The following is a 19,313-nucleotide window of genomic DNA, read 5'->3' as shown; positions in this document are numbered from 1 at the left end:
CTGACAATTGGATGATAATTGGAGGCTATTTTTCGCGTTCAACGCCTCTAAAGTCAACTTTTAACACACATTTATCTTTCCGTTCGGTTAGCAAATCTTTTAAAGGCGCCTTAATCTGCACAGCAGATACCTTTCCTATTCCCGGCATACGCTCCAAAGTATCCACCAACTTCACCAATTCCACATAACCTCCGTAAAAATGAAGACTTTGATTGACCCCAACAGCTGTAGAATCTCTTTCTATGGAAGGCTGTGTTAAAGTATAATCAATAGACACATTTCTAGCCCCGGCAACCGCAGACACTTTCAACCAGATGTCGTTGTGCCACTGCTCTGGGTTCACCCTGTAGGCTTTGATAATTTCATTCAGCGCATTCAACTTTTTCTGCGCATGTACAGGGTTAAAAGAAAGGTCATTTTGCGCCAGGCCAAGAGCTTCCTGCTCAAAACTATGGTGCAAACAAATGGCATCAAAAGTTTTGCTAAACGCAAAAAACCAGCACAGCAATAAGCCAAAGGCCGCCAGTGGAAGCAAAAGTTTATTTCGCTGTCTATAATTGAGCTTATTTATCATATCAGTAATTTAAAGTAATGGTAAAAACCTGTGCCTGCTTCTGGTCATCAGCGGTATACTTTTCCAGCTGCACCTCCTTCACCCATGATTTGCGTTTAAAAGTGTAAATACAGTCGTTGATGGCGTACACATTCTGTGCAGTACCCTTCAATTTAATCAAACCAGATTCTACAGACATTTCGGTCAGCGTAGCAGAACCTGGCAAACCTGCCCCAATCTGGTCGCAGATATAAGCATAACCAAGGCCCTTATTCCAACCCAGTTTCTTCACCAGAATTTCCTTTTCCTTAATTTCCGTTTCCATTTTCTTCTTATTGGCCGAGAGATCAGATTTCCTGCCCGCCCGGCCTTCCATTTCCTGGTTACTGGAATTGTAAAAACCAAACAACAAAAAATTAAGGAGCAGGAGCACAAAAAAAAGGCCCAGTACCAGCACACCTCTGTTCTCAAATTTGAGCTTCGCGATACACTCCGCCCTGTTTTCCCCGATCTCCGGAGCATCCACCTCTACCGGATCCAAAACTTCAGCCAGGATCAGCTGAAACGCTGTAGCATAACTTAATAAAAACGGCTCGGGCATGGTTTCCAAATCAATTTTCAGGGCAAAACCCACATCTGTTTCCAGCTGTTGAGTATAACTCTCCCAGCTCTTATCCTCCCTGAATTTGATGCGGTGCCCGTCAAAACTCAATGAATCCTGGTATAAGTTGAGTTGCAGAAGTACCTGATCTACCACAAACGGGCCCAGGCTCAACATCAAGACCTCCACCCCCTTCTTCTTAAAAGCAGCAATCATTTTATCAACAATGTCTTTTCTCACCACCGTCAAAAAAGAATCTTCGCCAGAAATAAAATTCTGAACATAGAACTCCCTCAAATTGAAGCCAGGAAACACCTGCTGTAAAGCAGCCTCCGTAACTTCATCCAGCTTTTTCGTTTTCTTAATCAACACCCCACGGCCGGTTACCGTAATCGCCAGAGGACCAGATAGCCCATTAGCAATTTGATCCAGTTCAGCGGTATACTGCTTTTTTTTCCCGATCCGGACCATTTTACCTTTCAGGGAAAGCTCCACCAAGCGCACATCGATCAAACCATCGGCCTGAAGTTTCAGTTCCAGCCCCTTACTATCGCTCAGCCCCGATTTAAAATTGAAATCAAAAGCCATACTAGTAAATAATAGTTGGTTTAATAAACACCACAGTCACTACCTTATTATTCGATTTACTGCGGCTGCTGAACAACCATTTCAAAATTGGAATCCGAGACAAGACCGGCACACCAGAACCACTTTCGCTGCTCTCTGTACGCTCCAAACCACCCAATACAATCATATCCTCATTTTTTGCACGCACAATAGATTCAAACTTACTGGTAGAGGTTGGAGGCGGCGCATTCAAAGGCGGATCCCCAATAAAATCAGAAATATCCACTTTGATGTTCAGCGTAATCTGGCTATCACCCGAAACCACCGGTTTAATATTGATGTTCAAATTCGCATCAACCGCCGTAAACTGCTCCGTAATCACCGTTTGTGTGGTTAAAGATGGAATCACATTCTGCGTCTTCGTACTGTAATAACGCTTGCTTCCAATACTCAGGTTTGCAGAATGGCCGTTCAACGTAGATAATTTGGGTACAGAGCGCACTTCTACATTACTGTTGTTCTCCAGCGCACTAATGTTGATATAGAAATTAGGCGTTACCCTGCCCAGGTTAATGGAATTGTTCCTGCCCAGTTTGGATAAAAAGCTATTGATCGCTCCGGAACTAAAGGTATAATCAATCCCCGGAAAGATCTTTCCCGGATTGGAAATACTGTCCGACACCCCGGCAGAAATTCCGGTTTTAACACCATGACCTTTGCGGATATCGATCAGCGTCACTTCTATTAACACCATGGGAACCAGCTTGTCCAGCTGTTTAATGAAACCTTCTATTTCGGTAATCTGAGGCGCCGAGCCCGATAAAAGAATGGTATTCTGTTCCCTGAATTCCTTAATCTCCACTCCCCGTTTCCAATCATTAGGAATCATATTCTGCACCGTGTCCAGCGAACGGTTCTGCAACTGGATAATTTTATGCGCCCTTAAGCCCTCCAGTTTCCTGTCACCGATCATATAGATCCCGTTTTCCAGTTTAAAGGTGTAGTCTGTACCCTGAAAAACAGCCGTTAGCAAATTATCATAACTAATATCATTGACCCGCATGGTGATGCTCCCTTTAATATCCGAATACAGAAAGTAGTTCGCATTCAGTTCCTGGGCCGCATTTTTGATCAGATCGATCATATTTACATTCATAGCATCCACACTCAGCAATTTCTTTCCGCCCACCACTCTGCTCAACAGACTGAAATTAGCACCTCCGCCCGAATTTCCATTCGCCACATTAACCGGCTTCAGGTTTCTTTTCACCGCCGTGTTCTTTTCACTGTCAATGTACAATTGCTCATCCTCGCCTAAAGCCTGGAAAACAAATACATTGTCATTGGTTTTAACCACCTTCAAGTCATTGGTATAAGCCAGTTTCTCCAGGGCCGTTTCAAAAGGAGCATCTGCCATAAAGCCCGTTACTTTCTTTGTCAGCAAAGTATTGGGCACCACCACATTCTTCCCGGAAACCATAGTGATCTTCCTGGCCACCTGCGCCAGCGTATCGTTGTCCAGTTCTAAGCTCAAGGTATTGTTCTGTTGATGGTAACGCACATTGATCTGCTTTACCGGCACCACAGGTACAGGATCTTTGGCTTTGGTTACCGACATAATAGACCCAATCAGGTTGATGTCCAGTCCATACTCCTTGGTTAAAAAGACCAGCACATTTAAAGCCGTTTCGTTGGTAAAATTGTTAAACACCTTGAAATTCAGCTGAGGATCAATATTGATGTTCAGGTTATTGGATTGGGCCAGGGCACGTAAAAACTCCTGAGCAGAAACGTTAGACACGTTCATCTCCACTTTCTGGTTTAAACCAGGAACCGTAATGGCCAGGTTATTCAACCTTTCTTTGACCAGCCTTAGCCGTTCTTCGGCCGCCGGGCTCTGCACCTGGTTGGGCTGCTGCCCTGGCATAGGATTTTGTGCAAATGCACCAGTTAAACCGGCTGTAAACAGTCCCGCACACAAGAGCACCTGCTTCAATAATCGATGGATTAATTTTGAGTTCCGCATTAATTTGTAAATAATAAAGGGTAAATTTCTTCTATAGTTGTCTGGCCTGCGGCGAACAAAGCAAAGGCATTTTCACCTAAAGTTTTAATTCCGCGCAGATCCAGTAAAGGATTGATATACATGTTTCCTTGTTTAATTTCCTGGGTCAGTTCATGATCCAGAGGGATCACCTCATATACAGCCTTCCGGCCACTGTAACCTGTATGATAACATTGCTCACAGCCACGCGCCACATAGTGCCGGTGTACCGGTGCAAAAGGCTTAAATTGTTTGGGGTAAAAAGAGGGATCAAAATCCTCCTCCGTTTTGCAATTGGGGCAAAGCAACCTGACCAGCCGCTGCGCCACAGAGGTGTTCAGCGTATTGGCCACCAAAAAGGAAGGAATACCCATATCCATTAACCTGGATACCGTTCCCCAGGCAGAATTGGTATGGACTGTAGACAACACCAGGTGCCCGGTTAAAGCCGCACGGATGGCCATGTTAGCCGTTTCCGGATCCCGGATCTCTCCCACCATAATCACATCCGGATCCTGCCTTAAAAAGGTACGCAGTGCCGATGCAAAGGTAAGGCCAATGCTCTCTTTCAGCTGAACCTGGTTGATACCCTGAAGGGTGTATTCTATTGGGTCTTCAATAGTTAAGATGTTCCGGGTCTCTTTATTCAGATACTTCAGTGTGGCATAAAGCGTAGTGGTTTTTCCGGAGCCAGTAGGCCCGCTGATCAGGATAATACCATTGGGCCTTTTGATGCCCTGCATATAATTGGCCAGGTCAAATGCAGAAAAGCCCACCTTTTCCAGGTCGATATTTGCTGCGTTATTGTTCAATAAACGCAACACCACCTTTTCTCCATGTAAAGTAGGCAGTACCGATACCCGGATATCAAACTGCTCCTCCCCATTCCTGAAATTGATCCTTCCATCCTGTGGCAGGCGCTTTTCCGCGATATCCAGATTAGCCATAATTTTGATCTTATTGATCAGGGCCGGATACTCCGTTTTCTTCAGCACATAACGCTCCACCATCATCCCATCTATCCGGATCCTTACCCTGCACCGCTCTTCATAAATTTCAATATGAATATCACTGCTTTTTAAATTACGCGCTTCCCGGATCAGTTCATTCAAGAAACCATCCCCTTCTATCGCGACAACAGATTTTTGAAACTGGTGCTGTCCGTTTTCTTTGAGGTAGTGAAGGTTCAGCCATTCATTGATGGTATCTGAAGGAATTCCTTCCAGGCGGATGCGTTTTCCAAGTACAATTTCCAGCTCATCGGTCAGCATATGCTGCTCCGCGTTCTCATCGCAAAACAAGACCATACTGCCCTCATCACTGTCTTTAGGAATGATCCTGTAATGCCAGGCCTGTTCTCTCGTTACAGAAGAGATAAAAGCCATATCTAGTTCTATAGGTATCGTTTTCATATTTCCCGGGTTAAATGCCATTAAATAAATAGGTTTTGTAAATCCAGGAATCCTGGCAGAGTTGTAACTGCGGCTGTACCAAATCCCAAAACAAGAGCATGGCTAAAAAAGCAGCCTGCAGGCCAGCCAAGGGAATATGGATATGATCCATGCCTTTGATCCTTTTCGTTACCAGTACGTAAACCAATACCAGGATCAGGCTCAGCAGGTAAAACACCACATAGTTTAGCGGAGAAAGGTAAAAGGCCAGCGTCAACAGGAACAGAATATCCCCAAGGCCAAGGTAGCTGTCTACGATGTTGAAGAGTTTGCGGTGTTTAACGCTGAAATAGAGCCAGACCAGCAGCAGCTGGACCACCAGGAAAGTAATGGCATAACCAGCATCCTGCAGGGTATTGACCCAGCCTACCTGTTTAAGCTTCAAAAAGAAAAATAAAGCGCTGAGTACAGGAAAAAAGATCCAGTACACACCACGGTAGCGCATATCCTGATAACAGACAGAAACCAGCGCCAGTAAAGCGAGCAAATTGAGCGTTGTGATCATGATGATAAATCCTTAATCTGCAACTACTTCTTTCAGGTTTTTATCCTGATCGATCTCCCAAATGTTAAAGGTACCGTCGCCATCAAAATCGGCTACAGCTGTTGCCCTGGCCAGGAAACCAGTGTTATTGGCGCGTACAATTTCAATTCTGTAATTCGCTTTTCCGTCTTTACCATCGGTAGAGAGTTTTTCCTGAATAAAGCCCAGTTCATTCAGATCCGAACTGTATTTGGATTTTTCATAGAAATAACTTTTCTCGAGCGTAGCAAGATGTTCCAGCTGCACTTTAGCTTCTGTACTCTTTGCTTTGGTGATTAAAGGAAGAAGGTTTGGAAGTGCAAGGAGCACAAGAATACCTATAATCACCAGAACCACAAGGATTTCGGTTAAGGTATAGGCTTTTACTTTTTTGGTTAGCGCGCGTTTGATTGCGCTGGATGGTTGGTTTGTTGTTGATTCTGGCGTTGTTGAGATTTTCATATCTTCCTTTAATTGTTAATTGTTAACGTTGAAAGGACAATGTTAAAGAACTTCAGTGCAGCCAGATTGCACTGAAGTTTTTTTTATCAACAAAATGAAAATAAATTTTTGGAGCTGAGAATGAAAAGGATTTTGCAATAAAAAATGGAAAAGCAATGCTTATTCATACATTTTTGCGGCCACCAAAATATCTGCAAATACCTTCCAATCCACATTGTCAGGTATCGGAAGGTTATCATTAACATAATAACCTTCCATATCATCTGTCCAACTTGCTATTGCTTCTAAATATTCAGGCAATGTTTTATTTTCCCAATCTTCTGAGTTACTCTTTAAGTCTTCCAAAAGAAAATGGATAAAATTTACAAAGTCAGCCTTGGTTCTAATACTATTTACAATATTCGTAAAATTCATTTCTGAAACTATTTAACTATCATACTTTGATCTCCACCTAATTTTAATTTAACAGAAGTTGCCCCATGGTGCTGATCGATTTTTCTCAACTGCAACTGCCATTAGCTCCTTAGTTTTTCTAATTACTTCAAGTATCATAGGCAATCAGTATATTTTACTTTCTCGCTTTATTTAAAACAAGACTATAAAATCATACAATATCTATCTAAAAATGTATATATATATATTTAGAAATAAGATTAGCCCAATTCTGATATAATGGTTCTCTTTATAGATTCCCCAGGTCTTTCTATTAAATAAAAACAACAAAACTGACATCAAAACAATAAACTGCAATAGATAAAAGAAAACTTCATAGCCGCTTCGTAATAAAACAATAGCAATACTTAAAAGGCAAATTGAATACAGTACTCCAGAAATTATAGAAAACAAGGCATGTTTTTCATTTTTTGTTGAGAACATAAACCAACCAAAGAACAGATAGTAAAACGCAAGTAAGCAGAGCATAAACAAAGATGGCACAACAGAACTATATTCTACTATAACGGTGAATATAGTTGTTAAACCAAAGAAAATTTCTTCCGGTCTAAATCTCTTAACAAGATTATTAAAAAGTGCTTTTATAAAATGAGCAATTGTATTCATTAGTATTTTATTGAAATTTCAGCACCTAATATAAATTTTACAGATAATTTCATAGAATTTTCATTAGACACTGTTGTGTGACCGTTTTGAGTTTCCCTTACCTCCTGACTTCCTATACTCTTACCCATTTTTGTACTTGTACTTATTTTAGTTTCTGTACTCACTCCCTTGGCAAATGAATCCTTAAAAACTCCTCCTAATTTAATTGTTGTTTTAGTGTTTGTCGAATAAGGCCCATCTTCTCCAGCATGGAGTTGAAAACTTCCTCCGGCTTCAGCAGAATTCCCGGCAATATTAATTCCAACTTTGCTATCTGTTTTGATACCTTTTCCATCTCCAGGCAGAGTTAATTCGCTTTTATATTCACCTTTATTTAAAGTATGTTTTGTCTCAAAAGCCGTGAAAACTAACGGAGAAAAGTCCAACGACGCAATATTTCCAGCGGAAACCCCTGCCTGAATCCCAACCGTTAGCTTGCTTGAAACTTGTATTTTAGGTAAATTATTTACAATATCTTTTGCTTTCTTGGCTATAAGACCAGCAGCTTTTTTTATTATATCTCCAGGACCACCTGTACCTGGACCCGTTGGAGACATCCCATCAGGGTCAATAAACCTTATTGGATTATCGAAAGTGTAATTATAAGTAGAATGTCTCCGCATTTTTTCTGCCAAAGGATCCACCACATTCCACCTTCCTATCTCCGGATCATAAAACCGTGCCCCATAATCGAGCTGTCCCAGCTCTTCTTGCAACTCCTTGCCGTTGTAAAGATATTTATTCTGACCTGCTTTTGCAATCAATGTCTTTCCAAACGGAAAATAATTGGTTTGTTGTAAAACTTCCAGACTGCCACTTGGATTCTTATAAAAACTTAATCTTACATTCCCTAAATGGTCACTTAGATTATATTCATAGCTATATACACCACTGTTGTTTCTTGCCAAACCTTCTTCAGTATGAATGATATCTATTTTGGTCCCATCATATTCTATTCCATCAACATAATCCCGCGTTGCTCCATTGCTTACTTTTCTCAGCTTAGCACCTGAGGCATCATAGGTATAAGCCATGGTTAAACCGGTCTTAGTTACTGTAGCTGGCAAGTTCAACTGGTTATAGGTTAAAGTTACTCCTGTCCTTCCATCTTTTTTGACATTTCCATTTCCGTCATAGGTGTAAAGCCCTGTGGCCAGTCCGCCAATCACCTGATTCAACCTATTGCCTGTACCTGTATAGTCATAAGTTCCTAAGGTTCCGTTTCTGTTTAAACTGGCAATGTTACCCATCACATCATAGGTCAGCACTTCACTCATCACGATGCCTGTACTGGTTCCACTAAGTAACCTATTCAGTTTATCATAGCCATAAGTAAAAGTATTGGGATTAGATCCGTTACTCCCCCAACTCTGATTGGCGATATTCCCATTAAACTGAGGTGTCGTACCATCTTGGTATTTTAATTCAAAACTAAACTGAGGAGAAATATTGCTTTTCATCCAACCTCTTTCATTATAAGCATAATCACTTTTCTGAAGAAAGGTAGTTCCATTATCTGTACTGTGCAGAGATTTAGAACCCAGTTGGCCAATATCATTATAGTCCATCTTGTTTAACACTATTTCCGGTGCTCCGTTTATGGACTCCCATGTCGCAAGCTTTCTTCCCATATGATCATAATCATAGCGAGAGGCTATAATAGTAGTTACCCCACTGACCACATGTGTACGAGAACTGGATTTAAGCTCTCCCGAAAATTTGTAGGTATTATTGACTACGTCAGTACCCGCTAAATGGTTCTGACTTTTGCTTTGTATTACCCGACCTTCATCATCATAATAATTGACGGTCAAAAGCATGTCTGGCGCTCCAAGGGTATTGACCTTGGTACCTGTAAGCAAAGTCTTCGTTCGGACAGCTGGCATTTGATTTCCGGTAGGTCCACCAAAAGTATTCCCAACGAATGCATAATTGTCATAATAACTAACTACCTGAGCCTGGGTATTATCTCTTGGAAAAGCAACGTTAGTATAATCTGAATTACTGCCATCTGTGTTGATCGGCCGGGTTTCAAATAAGCTGTTACTTAACCCGTCATTAGTTACTACTGTTTGCATCTCAGACTGTGTTACAAGGTTACGGGCATAAATACCTGTACTCACCACTCTGCCGAAAACATCGTATTTAGTATAGAACCATTCAGGTGTAGTTTTTGCACGTTGTACAGCATCCTGGCTCAAAACTACCTGATCCAATGTATTATACACCATAAACTCCCAACCCTTGCCAGGAACCTGCTTTTTGATCAACCGCTGACGACCATCATAACTATAACCATAAATAAAATTCTTGAATACAACATCACTCTCTGAAAAACTGCTGATCGTATTCTGGCCATTTTCATTTACGGCTGGAGGTAGTACATAACGTAAATTTCCGAAATCATCATAAACATAATAGGTAGACAAACTCTTCGTTTCGGTTTCCCATAGCCTTTTCAGTATCACATGATCTTGGAGATCCTTATATTCATCTTCCGTACCAGCTTTTCCACTTAACCAGTTTTCATCTTTAATGGTGGTTTTGTAGAGTTTCCCCTCCCCATAGGCCGCTGTTGTAGATGCCCCTGATGCATTTATCACCCAAAGTTTAACAGGGTCTGAGGCAATATTTGTTCCATATTCACTCACTACCGTTCTTCCTCCGGTTGTTGTTCGCGTAGTAGCAGGCTGCCAAGGCATACCTGGCGCACCTTCCTCAAGTATCCGATTTAATGGACTGGATTCAAATACAGTTACAGAAAAAGGAGTAGTCGTATTTTTGACACCGGTAGCCGTATTATAAAACAATTGCTGACCTGCTCCACTAGTTAAAGCATCAGTTCGGAAAGCACCACCATTATTTGTTACCGCATAAGGCAGGTATTTTACAGACTCCCTTCCTAAAGCATCATAGGCGAATGGCTGTATCATATCCTTAAGCCCTGGACTTCCCTGCACTGTCACTGTTTGAACTGGCCTTCCTAAACCATCAAAGTACCGAATGGTTTGACCAACATCACAAGTACTTAGACCAGTTCTATTGATATCACTATCGGTTAGAAAACCCGGGGTTTTAAACACTTTAGTACTAATGTAATTCTGATTTGCACTCGGAGTACTCAAAAAATCACTACACCTCTCAAAACTTGCTCCTGTAGTGTAAATTCTTACGGTTTTACCAGATGGGATATAAAAACCAGGCTTTAAGGTTACACTTGCCTGACCTGTAATTTCCGTTTCATTATTATAAGCACTTAAAATTCTATCTGGCAATTGTTGAGCATCTGAATTAGAAGCGAGTAGAAGTGAAATTATCGCAATAAAAACTGGAATAATTCTATTTGTTATATCTTTCATGATAAGAGCGTCAACTTATGGTTTAAAATTATATGAAGTGCTTTTTATAATATTTTCATGTTGATCCTTCACCTTCATTAAGCGTTGAAAACCATCATATTCATAATATGCATTTTGACCTTTTGGATCAGTTTGCGTAGCTAAACCAACTAAAGGCTTGTGACTGTAAATACTAATTTGACTATTATTGAAAGTTGTATTATTTTTTAGCGGTTGCAAAAAGAGATCAATCTCTGCTTTAGTCGGGTTGGCCTTATCAGAAAATGTTTTTATAACAGCCTCTCCTCCCAGGGCCTGTTGTACAGCAGCATAATCTGCATTTTTAATTTCGGCAATCGGAAATTGACTATCGTAACTCCATAAGTAGCAAACTTTCATTCCACCCTCATGAATGAAATTAAGCAGGTTTCCATAATAATCATAATTAGTAAACTTCATACGATTTTCCAGCGCCTGCGTACTGGTTGAAAGTTTCTGAACTAAGGATGGCTTTATCAAACCATTAAAATTTCCGTAAGTTGTAGCATCTCTTGAGATAAGTTGAGTATTGGAGTATTCTGACCTTTCTAAGAGTACATCCTTCATAGAATTATTCCTCAATAAATCTGAACCGTAACTGGTATCCTGAAAATCAACTGAATACTTATTTACAACTTTAATTACCTTACCATCACTGTTTTCCTTTCTTTGCTCACTCACCAACAAATTAAGTGGATTGTAACTCATCTCTGTCCTAACTATTGTCGGAATTGGCCCATCGTAATTGGTTTCCTCTATTGCAGAAAGTTTGAATGTCCCCATTAAGATATTATAATCTATTTTCTGCAATGCAGACTCAAGCCCACAAGGGCCTCCTCTAGGATAATATTTTTCCCTGAAAACATTAACTAATCTCTCTGAACCATTTCCAATTCCAGTATAACTATATTTCTTATCCTTAACTAGGGAAAAATTTTGATTGTCTAAATTATACTTATAAAATGCCTCGTACACAGGTTCAGTTGCCCTGAACAAACTGTTATCAAAATATTCAAAACCACCAGGTACATTTGGATTATAAACAGAGTTTGGATAATACCCTTGTTCTGTTGTAAAATAACTTACCATTTTTCCATTTGGTATGCCACCTGCATTAGAATTAACCTTAGTAACTTGATTGTAAAGAATTTTCGCGCCAGAAATGTCAAAAGTAGCATATACTGGCGATGCTGTATATACAATATAGTCATTGCGTATTGGACCACACCCCATACATGGAGTAACACAGCCTCCATAGTCAATTTCTTTCATTGTATAATAGTTATTCATTATAGACTGATCATTTCGGGTAATCATCCCATTATCAGCCCCTCCTGCGTTACTAAAATAACTGTAAGCTTCCTCAGTAATTAATGCATCGTTATTGTCATAGTTACTTACCTTGGCAATACGAACACCATCTCCATAATTAACGATTTGATTCGACAATAATGTTTTAGCCTTAGCTGTAATTTTGATAAAGGTTGCAGCCACATCTTCTACCGACGATGTAATTTCATATTCATGACCGCCCTGAAAAATCAAGTTAAAATTATTTGTTTGACTTTTAGTAAAGTCTCCTTCGTGTTGATACAACCATTGCAGTCCACTGGTATTGTCTCTAATGACAACCTCCTGAGCTACAGTTATTGCCCCCGGATTTGTATGTGCTGAAAAAACAATATTAAATGCAATTTCGTTAGAATAAGCATTATTTGGCCAAGTAATTTTCTTCGTTACTGTATTTACTTTTTTCTTACCGATTCCGTAATTCTCTAGGTAAGCGATTTGGCTTTCCGCTATGGAAGAAACATCCGACTTATAACGATTGGCTTCAAAATTAAATCTAGTATACCCTTTTGTCGGATAGGTAATTTTCTCTAGTATCCCCGCTTTTACGAAATCTGGATTTGCTAGTCTATTACCCATTCCAACATAACTATTGTTGTTTTTATAAACAAACAACTCAGGCGCCAATGGTAACATCTTTGGCATTAATTCATTATATGCTGCACCATTGTAGTACCCCCAGAAATCCTGACTATATGAGTTAATTTCCGGTAAGACAACAGGATTGTAGTCGAATCTATGAATTTGTTGATCCAAGTTGTTATTAACATTTTCCTTAATTAGAGCATTTAAACGCAAGCGATAATAATCTTTGTAAGTTTTACTAGCATCTGAAATGAAATAATCATGTACCAGTAAATATTTTTCCCTCCTAACATAGTCCTGTTCCTTTCTTCCAAAAATGACAATGCTATCTAACATATCTCCGGCATAATCTTTCCGATTTGTGGCGCTGTAGAATTTAATTTTACCCCCTCTAAATTGGATCTCGTCGGGAACTAAGTAACTTATCGTTGATGTTGATTCATTAATGGCTATCCCTTGATCTTGCCACTGGCCGTTGTGATCCGCCCACTTATAACTGTGCTGACTACTTTTAACAACTTCTTCCTGGCTAACATCATTTTGAGTAGTAGTCTTATAACTAAAGCAAACCGAATCACGCCCATCCTCACTCATAATCTTGGTTAGATACCACGATTGTACATTTCTTGAAAGAGTTGGCAGTAATATAAGAACGGTTTGTTTCTCAGTAAAAAAATATTTCTTTCCATCTACATCTTTGATAATATATGTGTTGTCTGCATTTGTTCTCGAAATCTCGATTGCTTCAGTAGGGATGGATTGAAACTTACCAAGCTTCTTAGAATATATGAATCTTCCTGCAGTCCCTGATGGAAGATTATAAGTAAATATATCTGGATGACAATCGACAACATTGTCAGCCAGTTGCTGAACTAGGAGAGAACTTTCCTCCTCCACCTCACTCATATTCATAATCTCATCAGTAGTAAATGACGTCTGAAAATAACCATTATTTCCTTCATCGGGCTTCCCTCTTATATTTCTCGAAATCGTTCCACCAGAGTTCAATGACCACCCTAACCCTACCCAGGTTGCTCTTTGATTTACCTGAATACCGCCAGCATTGTAACTCAAATTTATGGGTACTTTTATATCGCCACTATTAACCTCGTAAATTGGAATACTTATAGAAGGTCTCCCCGAAACAAGCGATACTGGAAAAGTACCATACTTACTAAACTCAGCTGCCTCAGGAGCCAAAGGAATTACTGGAGTAAGTTTTTGTGGCTGACTATAAGCCTGTTTTAATAAAACAAGATGTATTATTAATAATATAATTTTAAATTTTCTAATCATTATCTATCTAATTGTTATTGTATTAATTTCCTCGAAACTTCAGTTTCTGATTATCTTTTTTTAGTTCCTTCACCTCTTTTTTGAGTTCGATCATATACAAAGTCAGTTCCTCAATCTTCTTGAGCAGTTTCCCATTCATTTCGCTTAAATTTATCCCTTGTTCTTCCGCCTCCGCTGCAGAAGGAATTCCTGGCAAATGGCCTTTCTCTCTGATGTGTTTTTCAGTTGCTTCTAAAGAAGGAAGGCTGTAATCTGATTTGAATACATAGTCCGGCCAGTTCTGAGTTTCTACCTTGATCTCTTTTGCCCGGATATTACCATTAACAGAAAGCTTTTCAGTGGGAGAACTTATTCCTATACCCACATTCCCGTTCTCTATTGCCTTAATCGCTAAATTCGCTCCATTTGGCAAATAAGTATTTCCAACATACAGGCTCCAATCGTTAGTCATTGGAAGAAAAGTTTTAGCAGTCAAATCAGTCCCTGAGAGATTCAAGATGTCCATCCAGTATTCTGACTAATTGACCTTACTTTAATATCTACTGGAAGAGCATTCGCATTTGAACCTTTAACATTTACAGCCCTAATTCTGAATCTTGGGTTTGCATATTCTGTATTACAATCTATCGTAAAACAGTAAGAATTAGAGGGATTACCAGTATATCCATTACTGTTAATTCTTCCAACTTCACGCCATACGTCAGGATTAGAATGCGAGATACTGGCAAGGTGTGTTGCACCAGCAGCAATATCAAGTCGAGTATAGGAAATTGAAATCTCGTAATTGCCAGAAGCTCCCGCGTTCATTGGATGCACGCCTAAAAATTCAATATAATCCCCCACTTTAAAATTTGCAGGAAAAACCACTGTTCCACTCCAATCTATATTGCTTTGCGCAAAACACAATTGGTTAATCAGCAGAAGCCCTAAGAGCATTATTTTCTTCATTTTTTATTATTTCTAAGTTGTAGGATTTGAGCTTCCTGCTCATTAATTTGTATCGCTTGTTCTTTTACTTTAAGCTTTAGATCAGATACATTTTTATTCATTTCAATCAAATACAAAGTCAACTCCTCAATCTTCTTCAGAAGCTTCCCATTCATTTCGCTTAAGTTTATCCCTTGCTGTTCCGCCTCCGCTGCTGAAGGAATTCCCGGCAAATGGCCTTTTTCTTTGATATGTTTTTCTGTGGCTTCTAAAGAAGGAAGGCTGTAGTCTGATTTGAATACATAGTCTGGCCAGTTCTGAGTTTCCACCTTAACTTCTTTTGCCCGGATATTACCATTCACAGAAAGCTTTTCAGCAGGAGAATTCATCCCTATACCAACATTTCCAGAAGTTGAAATCCGCATTTTTTCAGAGCCATTGGTTCCAAATACAATGTTTCTATCCATATCTGGTACGGTAGAATATGAACTAATATCTATATAGGACAAAACACCAGCGCTACTTCCTCCGCCCGCACTTAACCTTAACAGCCCATCATCAGCCGTAGCCCCTGCAGAGCTGTATACCCTAATTTCACCCGGAATTTTATTAGGAGAAATCACAGGTCTTGAAGACTGATTATTCAGCGTTGACTGCATCATTATACCACCCAGAATATCCAGCTTTGCCCGAGGATCCTTAGTGCCAATACCAATATTACCTTCGCTCGTAATACGCATCTTTTCCGAAAGGTTCCCAGCCAGCCAACCATCAGATGTATAAAAGCTGAGATCCATTGCCTGTACGAGAGCCGTATTAGCGTAATACCGATTCATTCTCTCCGCCCGGATTCTGGAACCAACCTGATTAGGAACATTATCTCTCCAGGTATAAAAATCAATATTATATCCGCCAGGGCTTCCACCAAGAGGCACATTAGTATTTCCAGCAGAATTTGGTGCCCCGATACTCACAGCAGAAACACCATTTAAGTCAGAATTCACCTGTAAATTGGTCAGGGGGTTGCTGCCAGTGCCAATCCCAACATTTCCAGTCGCAGGAAACACATTAGTTTGTGCAATAGAAAGGCTAACTGAGCATGTTAACCCTATAAGAGCGAAATATTTCAGCATATTATTTGATTTTAGATTTTAAGTCTTGAATTTCCTTGTCTTGCTTTTCCATGCCCTTTTTCATGTCAATCAAATGCAAAGTCAGCTCCTCAATCTTTTTGAGCAGTTTAGCATTCATATCTTCCAAATCAATTCCATGATTTTTCGCAGCCTCGGCAGAAGGAATTTCCGGCAGGTGTTTGTTCTTTTTTACAAAAGCTTCGACCTCAGATAAAGGCTGCAGCTTATAATCGTCATCAAAAACATAATCCGCCCAACTCCCCTGCAACTGGACTTTAACAGATTCAGCAATCATGTTTCCCGCAACAGCAAGCTTATAGCCTTTTGTATCCCAGGTTCCAACACCTACATTGCCTGAAAAATAGTTCGGACCATCTCCATAAAAATAAGCTGTCCCCTGTTTAGAAAGCCCGTTGGAATTCACATAAGGATCTAAAGTTGTTTTGAAAGTATGGGGTGGCCGATCTTGCTCCAGAAAAGGTAATGGATTAGCTAGCCCATCGTAGACCACAGGCGTTACAGGAAAAAGAGATTTATAATAATAAGTTGTTCCGCCTCCTCTTAACCAAATAATGATTCTAGCAGAAGCATTAGCAAACGTAGCATCAGACCAACCTGCAATAAATTTTACGCTTTCAGTTGAGTTATGATCTTGTATAACATCAGCATCAATAAAATTTGCACCGTGGCCCCAATTGGTCACATGAAAGTCAAACCTGGCAATCAATGAGCCTCGCCAATTGCTATTTGCATGCACAGAAGAACGTCCTATCTCCAATTGAGAAGCAACATTGTTATTCCAGCCACCATCAGTCCAAAGTGTTGGATAAAACTTATCAATATCACCACCTACAGTAATACTGCCCGTAGTTTGTGCTTTTAGATTTAAAATATTGCCCGCAACAACGAAAAGCAGACAAAAAAGAGCTTTTTTCATAACGCCATTTAATTTTGGCGCTAAGTAAAATAAACTCAGTGCTACCCCACTGCACTAAAGAAAATGTTGATAACTTTTTTAAATGATCGTCTAAATCCAAAGATTCAACACCGAAAAAGCTAATAAAAAACCAGAAAGTTCCTGAAGTCCAATCTGGTAGGTACATAACCCCTTAAAACTTATAAAATAAATAATCGGTGTCCATAACTATGGATGAAATAGTATCTGAATTGAAATGGTAATTATGGTTAATCCCTTCCAAAGCCGATATGATCTTAACATTGTTAATTTTGTTTAAGTGAACAGGTTTATTAAAAAGCTTACTAAAAAACACATCCCTTCTAAGTCCAACTCTTACGCCCCTCAAGAAAACAATACTGCTATCTAAAATCTTCGCATAAATAATTTCAATTTTTTTTGTATCACTGTTTTTCACAAACTTTATGAAGTTCTGATTATAAGTCATCTTGTACAAGTCTAGTGAAACACCTTGACTAGTATCAATTACAGTTTGCAATTTTAAACGCGGATATTTCGACTGAATCGAATCTATACTATCATATTCTCCAAAAGGATAATAAAAATAAAAGTCAGCTGACATAAATTTCAGCGTATCCCCATCAAAATCTAGACTCTGCGTTTCCAGACTCTTATGAACCCATTTCCTCAAAGAATCAATATTAGTTTCAGGTTGCTGAAGAGAAACCTTACTCCCAGAATTTACAGTTGTTTTATTTACATTAGAAGTGCAACCTCCAAATAGTACTGTTATTAACGATATGAGTAGTATATTTTTCATTATTTTTTATTGATCTGCTTCGGCCTGCTTAGCATCATTAAGTATGTTGAGGAGCATTCCTCAAAAACAACCAGCACCAAGAATTTAATCCTTATCCCGGTTAATCTAATCCTCCATTTAGTCTAGTAATCTAGTTACAACGGAGAATACAAATCTACTACGGAGCGGAATTCTGAAAGATTGCGGAACCAGAATACAAACAGAATCTGGGATATCTTTCTTTACTTTTTCGTGCATAATAACAAAATTTTCTTGCAAATCTTCCTTAATAAACTCAGGCGCCTTGCTACATAAATCAAAAATATAAAGTGTATCTCCAGTTCTGATATTTTCGGCCAAGTAGAGGTTCGCATTTAATTTACCTAAACTGCAGCTATCCTCATTTATGTATGCCTGCAATATGTGAATTCCAGTATAATCTCCGCTATCTAATACTGCTCTATGTAGACCACCAAAATGGATATTCTTTTTTTTAAACTCTATACCCGGAGCATCTGAACATGAAAATTGGAATAATATAATTATAAGGAATAAACTTCTAAAAGTGTTTCTTTTAAGATCTTTCATTACCCATCTATTGGAGAAGAAATATTAGCAATTTTACGGAGTAAACTTTTACAAACCCAAACATATCTAAATTTTCCATCGTAATGAACAGGATATATTTATTTTTGGAAAAACTATCACTCCACAATAACCTACCCCATGACCTGGACCATTGCTCTCATCGTTCCTTTGATTTTAGGAATCTTAGCGAAAATAATGCCCTATAAAGCCCCACATTATGTAGGAAATCAGGATTTTGCATTGTTAAAAGCCAAGTATCAAAAATGGGAATTCTTTTCAATCGTAATTCTATTTACCATTCTGCCAGCCATGACCTATGCTTTTGGAAAACTATTCGTCTCCATGTACCATCTCTTTTCAGATGGAGACCCCAACATAGTTTTTAATATAGTTCCAAATCACTTAATGTGGTGTCTTCCAGGTTGCATCTTATCAGATTTAACGACAACAGCTTTTGGAATACGAATACCGGAATTAAAGACACCAAAAAATTAATCGAAACAGTTGAATTCCTAGCCAGGAAATCTAATAAACAAGTAGACACCCTGGCTTATGTAACGCAATAACACAACCTAAACATTATCTTAGCTGATATCTCAACTCGCCCATATGGCCTCAAACTCTCTTTCAGAAATGAAATCATTTTGTGCTAAATCCAAATCCTCAAAAGATTGATCATACAACATCGAATCTCCTACAACAGGATTATCGAGATTCATTTTTTTCACTTCCCCATCTATAATCTCAATCTGCCTCACAGCTTCATGACCACGAAAATGCAGATAGAACAAAACATCTTCTTCTTCCCAATACTTTTTCACATAAATATCTTCCATATTTTATATTCTAACAGCTTATATTGCATACAAGTTTAACCACTTGGCTGGAGGAATTCAGAGCGTTCATTTCCTATTTATTTTCTAAACCTCATTGATCAAACCAACCCGATCAATAATTCCCGAAAGATAATAAACCTCTTCCAAACTCAATAACATTCCTCAAAAAACAACCACGATCAATAAAATATAGTTTCACGAATAAAC

17 protein-coding genes are annotated in these 19,313 nt (G+C 39.2%); 1 reads left to right on the top strand and 16 read right to left on the bottom strand.

Translation table 11 applies throughout. The features are described from left to right. Positions 1-25: 25 nt before the first annotated feature. The 15 genes from DBR11_RS02185 to DBR11_RS02110 all read right to left on the bottom strand — a co-directional run bounded on the left by DBR11_RS02185 (position 26) and on the right by DBR11_RS02110 (position 18,270). Entirely contained in the window at positions 26-574 is a 549-nt protein-coding gene (locus DBR11_RS02185) for a hypothetical protein (protein WP_108549973.1), read from the bottom strand. Between the two features lies 1 nt (position 575). Next, on the bottom strand, positions 576-1,742 hold the full coding sequence (locus DBR11_RS02180; protein ID WP_108549972.1) for a PilN domain-containing protein: 1,167 nt from the start codon (positions 1,740-1,742) through the stop codon (positions 576-578). 1 nt (position 1,743) lies between these two features. After that, a complete protein-coding gene (locus tag DBR11_RS02175; protein WP_233260616.1) occupies positions 1,744-3,747 on the bottom strand; it encodes a type II secretion system protein GspD in 2,004 nt (667 codons plus the stop codon). Continuing rightward, positions 3,747-5,177 (bottom strand): GspE/PulE family protein, encoded by a 1,431-nt coding sequence (locus DBR11_RS02170; RefSeq protein ID WP_108549988.1) that lies wholly within the window; start codon positions 5,175-5,177, stop codon positions 3,747-3,749. Before DBR11_RS02170 ends, DBR11_RS02175 begins: the two co-directional genes overlap by 1 nt. Positions 5,178-5,187: 10 nt before the next feature. Next, complete coding sequence (locus DBR11_RS02165; protein ID WP_108549971.1) at positions 5,188-5,721, bottom strand: hypothetical protein; 534 nt, start codon at positions 5,719-5,721, stop codon at positions 5,188-5,190. Between the two features lie 12 nt (positions 5,722-5,733). Beyond that, on the bottom strand, positions 5,734-6,201 hold the full coding sequence (locus DBR11_RS02160) for a type IV pilin protein (protein ID WP_108549970.1): 468 nt from the start codon (positions 6,199-6,201) through the stop codon (positions 5,734-5,736). A 159-nt stretch (positions 6,202-6,360) separates the two neighbouring features. After that, complete coding sequence (locus DBR11_RS02155; RefSeq protein WP_108549969.1) at positions 6,361-6,615, bottom strand: hypothetical protein; 255 nt, start codon at positions 6,613-6,615, stop codon at positions 6,361-6,363. A gap of 644 nt (positions 6,616-7,259) precedes the next feature. Continuing rightward, complete coding sequence (locus tag DBR11_RS02145) at positions 7,260-10,658, bottom strand: DUF6443 domain-containing protein (RefSeq protein WP_108549967.1); 3,399 nt, start codon at positions 10,656-10,658, stop codon at positions 7,260-7,262. Positions 10,659-10,673: 15 nt separating this feature from the next. Next, positions 10,674-13,907, bottom strand: a complete 3,234-nt coding sequence (locus tag DBR11_RS02140) for a hypothetical protein (protein WP_108549966.1) — start codon at positions 13,905-13,907, stop codon at positions 10,674-10,676. Positions 13,908-13,929: 22 nt separating this feature from the next. Continuing rightward, a complete protein-coding gene (locus DBR11_RS02135) occupies positions 13,930-14,358 on the bottom strand; it encodes a hypothetical protein (RefSeq protein ID WP_146186439.1) in 429 nt (142 codons plus the stop codon). Between the two features lie 41 nt (positions 14,359-14,399). Continuing rightward, positions 14,400-14,855 (bottom strand): hypothetical protein, encoded by a 456-nt coding sequence (locus tag DBR11_RS02130; protein WP_108549964.1) that lies wholly within the window; start codon positions 14,853-14,855, stop codon positions 14,400-14,402. Continuing rightward, on the bottom strand, positions 14,852-15,967 hold the full coding sequence (locus DBR11_RS02125) for a tail fiber protein (RefSeq protein WP_108549963.1): 1,116 nt from the start codon (positions 15,965-15,967) through the stop codon (positions 14,852-14,854). The genes DBR11_RS02130 and DBR11_RS02125 overlap by 4 nt, the downstream gene beginning before the upstream one ends. Before the next feature lies 1 nt (position 15,968). Next, positions 15,969-16,904, bottom strand: a complete 936-nt coding sequence (locus DBR11_RS02120; RefSeq protein WP_108549962.1) for a hypothetical protein — start codon at positions 16,902-16,904, stop codon at positions 15,969-15,971. Positions 16,905-17,076: 172 nt separating this feature from the next. Then, complete coding sequence (locus tag DBR11_RS02115) at positions 17,077-17,703, bottom strand: hypothetical protein (protein WP_108549961.1); 627 nt, start codon at positions 17,701-17,703, stop codon at positions 17,077-17,079. A gap of 117 nt (positions 17,704-17,820) precedes the next feature. Continuing rightward, positions 17,821-18,270 (bottom strand): hypothetical protein, encoded by a 450-nt coding sequence (locus DBR11_RS02110; RefSeq protein WP_108549960.1) that lies wholly within the window; start codon positions 18,268-18,270, stop codon positions 17,821-17,823. Positions 18,271-18,408: 138 nt separating this feature from the next. Between DBR11_RS02110 and DBR11_RS02105 the strand changes: the two genes are divergently transcribed. Next, the gene (locus tag DBR11_RS02105; protein WP_108549959.1) at positions 18,409-18,765 is read left to right on the top strand and encodes a hypothetical protein; all 357 of its coding nucleotides are present in this window, start codon (positions 18,409-18,411) and stop codon (positions 18,763-18,765) included. Between the two features lie 101 nt (positions 18,766-18,866). Here DBR11_RS02105 and DBR11_RS02100 read toward each other — a convergent pair whose 3' ends face one another. Beyond that, positions 18,867-19,106, bottom strand: a complete 240-nt coding sequence (locus tag DBR11_RS02100) for a hypothetical protein (RefSeq protein WP_108549958.1) — start codon at positions 19,104-19,106, stop codon at positions 18,867-18,869. Between the last annotated feature and the right edge of the window lie 207 nt (positions 19,107-19,313).

Origin of the sequence: Pedobacter sp. HMWF019 (genome assembly GCF_003061025.1) — a bacterium.
Lineage (GTDB): Bacteria > Bacteroidota > Bacteroidia > Sphingobacteriales > Sphingobacteriaceae > Pedobacter.
This window is presented reverse-complemented; position numbering and strand designations above follow the sequence as displayed.

What these genes read in the sequence shown, in the direction of transcription:
- DBR11_RS02140 (WP_108549966.1), bottom strand. Translation starts at nt 13,907, where the DNA reads ATGATTAGAAAATTTAAAATTATATTATTAATAATACATCTTGTTTTA.
- DBR11_RS02135 (WP_146186439.1), bottom strand. Translation starts at nt 14,358, where the DNA reads ATGACTAACGATTGGAGCCTGTATGTTGGAAATACTTATTTGCCAAAT.
- DBR11_RS02165 (WP_108549971.1), bottom strand. Translation starts at nt 5,721, where the DNA reads ATGATCACAACGCTCAATTTGCTCGCTTTACTGGCGCTGGTTTCTGTC.
- DBR11_RS02120 (WP_108549962.1), bottom strand. Translation starts at nt 16,904, where the DNA reads ATGAAAAAAGCTCTTTTTTGTCTGCTTTTCGTTGTTGCGGGCAATATT.
- DBR11_RS02100 (WP_108549958.1), bottom strand. Translation starts at nt 19,106, where the DNA reads ATGGAAGATATTTATGTGAAAAAGTATTGGGAAGAAGAAGATGTTTTG.
- DBR11_RS02110 (WP_108549960.1), bottom strand. Translation starts at nt 18,270, where the DNA reads ATGAAAGATCTTAAAAGAAACACTTTTAGAAGTTTATTCCTTATAATT.
- DBR11_RS02115 (WP_108549961.1), bottom strand. Translation starts at nt 17,703, where the DNA reads ATGAAAAATATACTACTCATATCGTTAATAACAGTACTATTTGGAGGT.
- DBR11_RS02160 (WP_108549970.1), bottom strand. Translation starts at nt 6,201, where the DNA reads ATGAAAATCTCAACAACGCCAGAATCAACAACAAACCAACCATCCAGC.
- DBR11_RS02155 (WP_108549969.1), bottom strand. Translation starts at nt 6,615, where the DNA reads ATGAATTTTACGAATATTGTAAATAGTATTAGAACCAAGGCTGACTTT.
- DBR11_RS02180 (WP_108549972.1), bottom strand. Translation starts at nt 1,742, where the DNA reads ATGGCTTTTGATTTCAATTTTAAATCGGGGCTGAGCGATAGTAAGGGG.
- DBR11_RS02145 (WP_108549967.1), bottom strand. Translation starts at nt 10,658, where the DNA reads ATGAAAGATATAACAAATAGAATTATTCCAGTTTTTATTGCGATAATT.
- DBR11_RS02130 (WP_108549964.1), bottom strand. Translation starts at nt 14,855, where the DNA reads ATGAAGAAAATAATGCTCTTAGGGCTTCTGCTGATTAACCAATTGTGT.
- DBR11_RS02125 (WP_108549963.1), bottom strand. Translation starts at nt 15,967, where the DNA reads ATGCTGAAATATTTCGCTCTTATAGGGTTAACATGCTCAGTTAGCCTT.
- DBR11_RS02185 (WP_108549973.1), bottom strand. Translation starts at nt 574, where the DNA reads ATGATAAATAAGCTCAATTATAGACAGCGAAATAAACTTTTGCTTCCA.
- DBR11_RS02170 (WP_108549988.1), bottom strand. Translation starts at nt 5,177, where the DNA reads ATGAAAACGATACCTATAGAACTAGATATGGCTTTTATCTCTTCTGTA.
- DBR11_RS02175 (WP_233260616.1), bottom strand. Translation starts at nt 3,747, where the DNA reads ATGCGGAACTCAAAATTAATCCATCGATTATTGAAGCAGGTGCTCTTG.
- DBR11_RS02105 (WP_108549959.1), top strand. Translation starts at nt 18,409, where the DNA reads ATGACCTGGACCATTGCTCTCATCGTTCCTTTGATTTTAGGAATCTTA.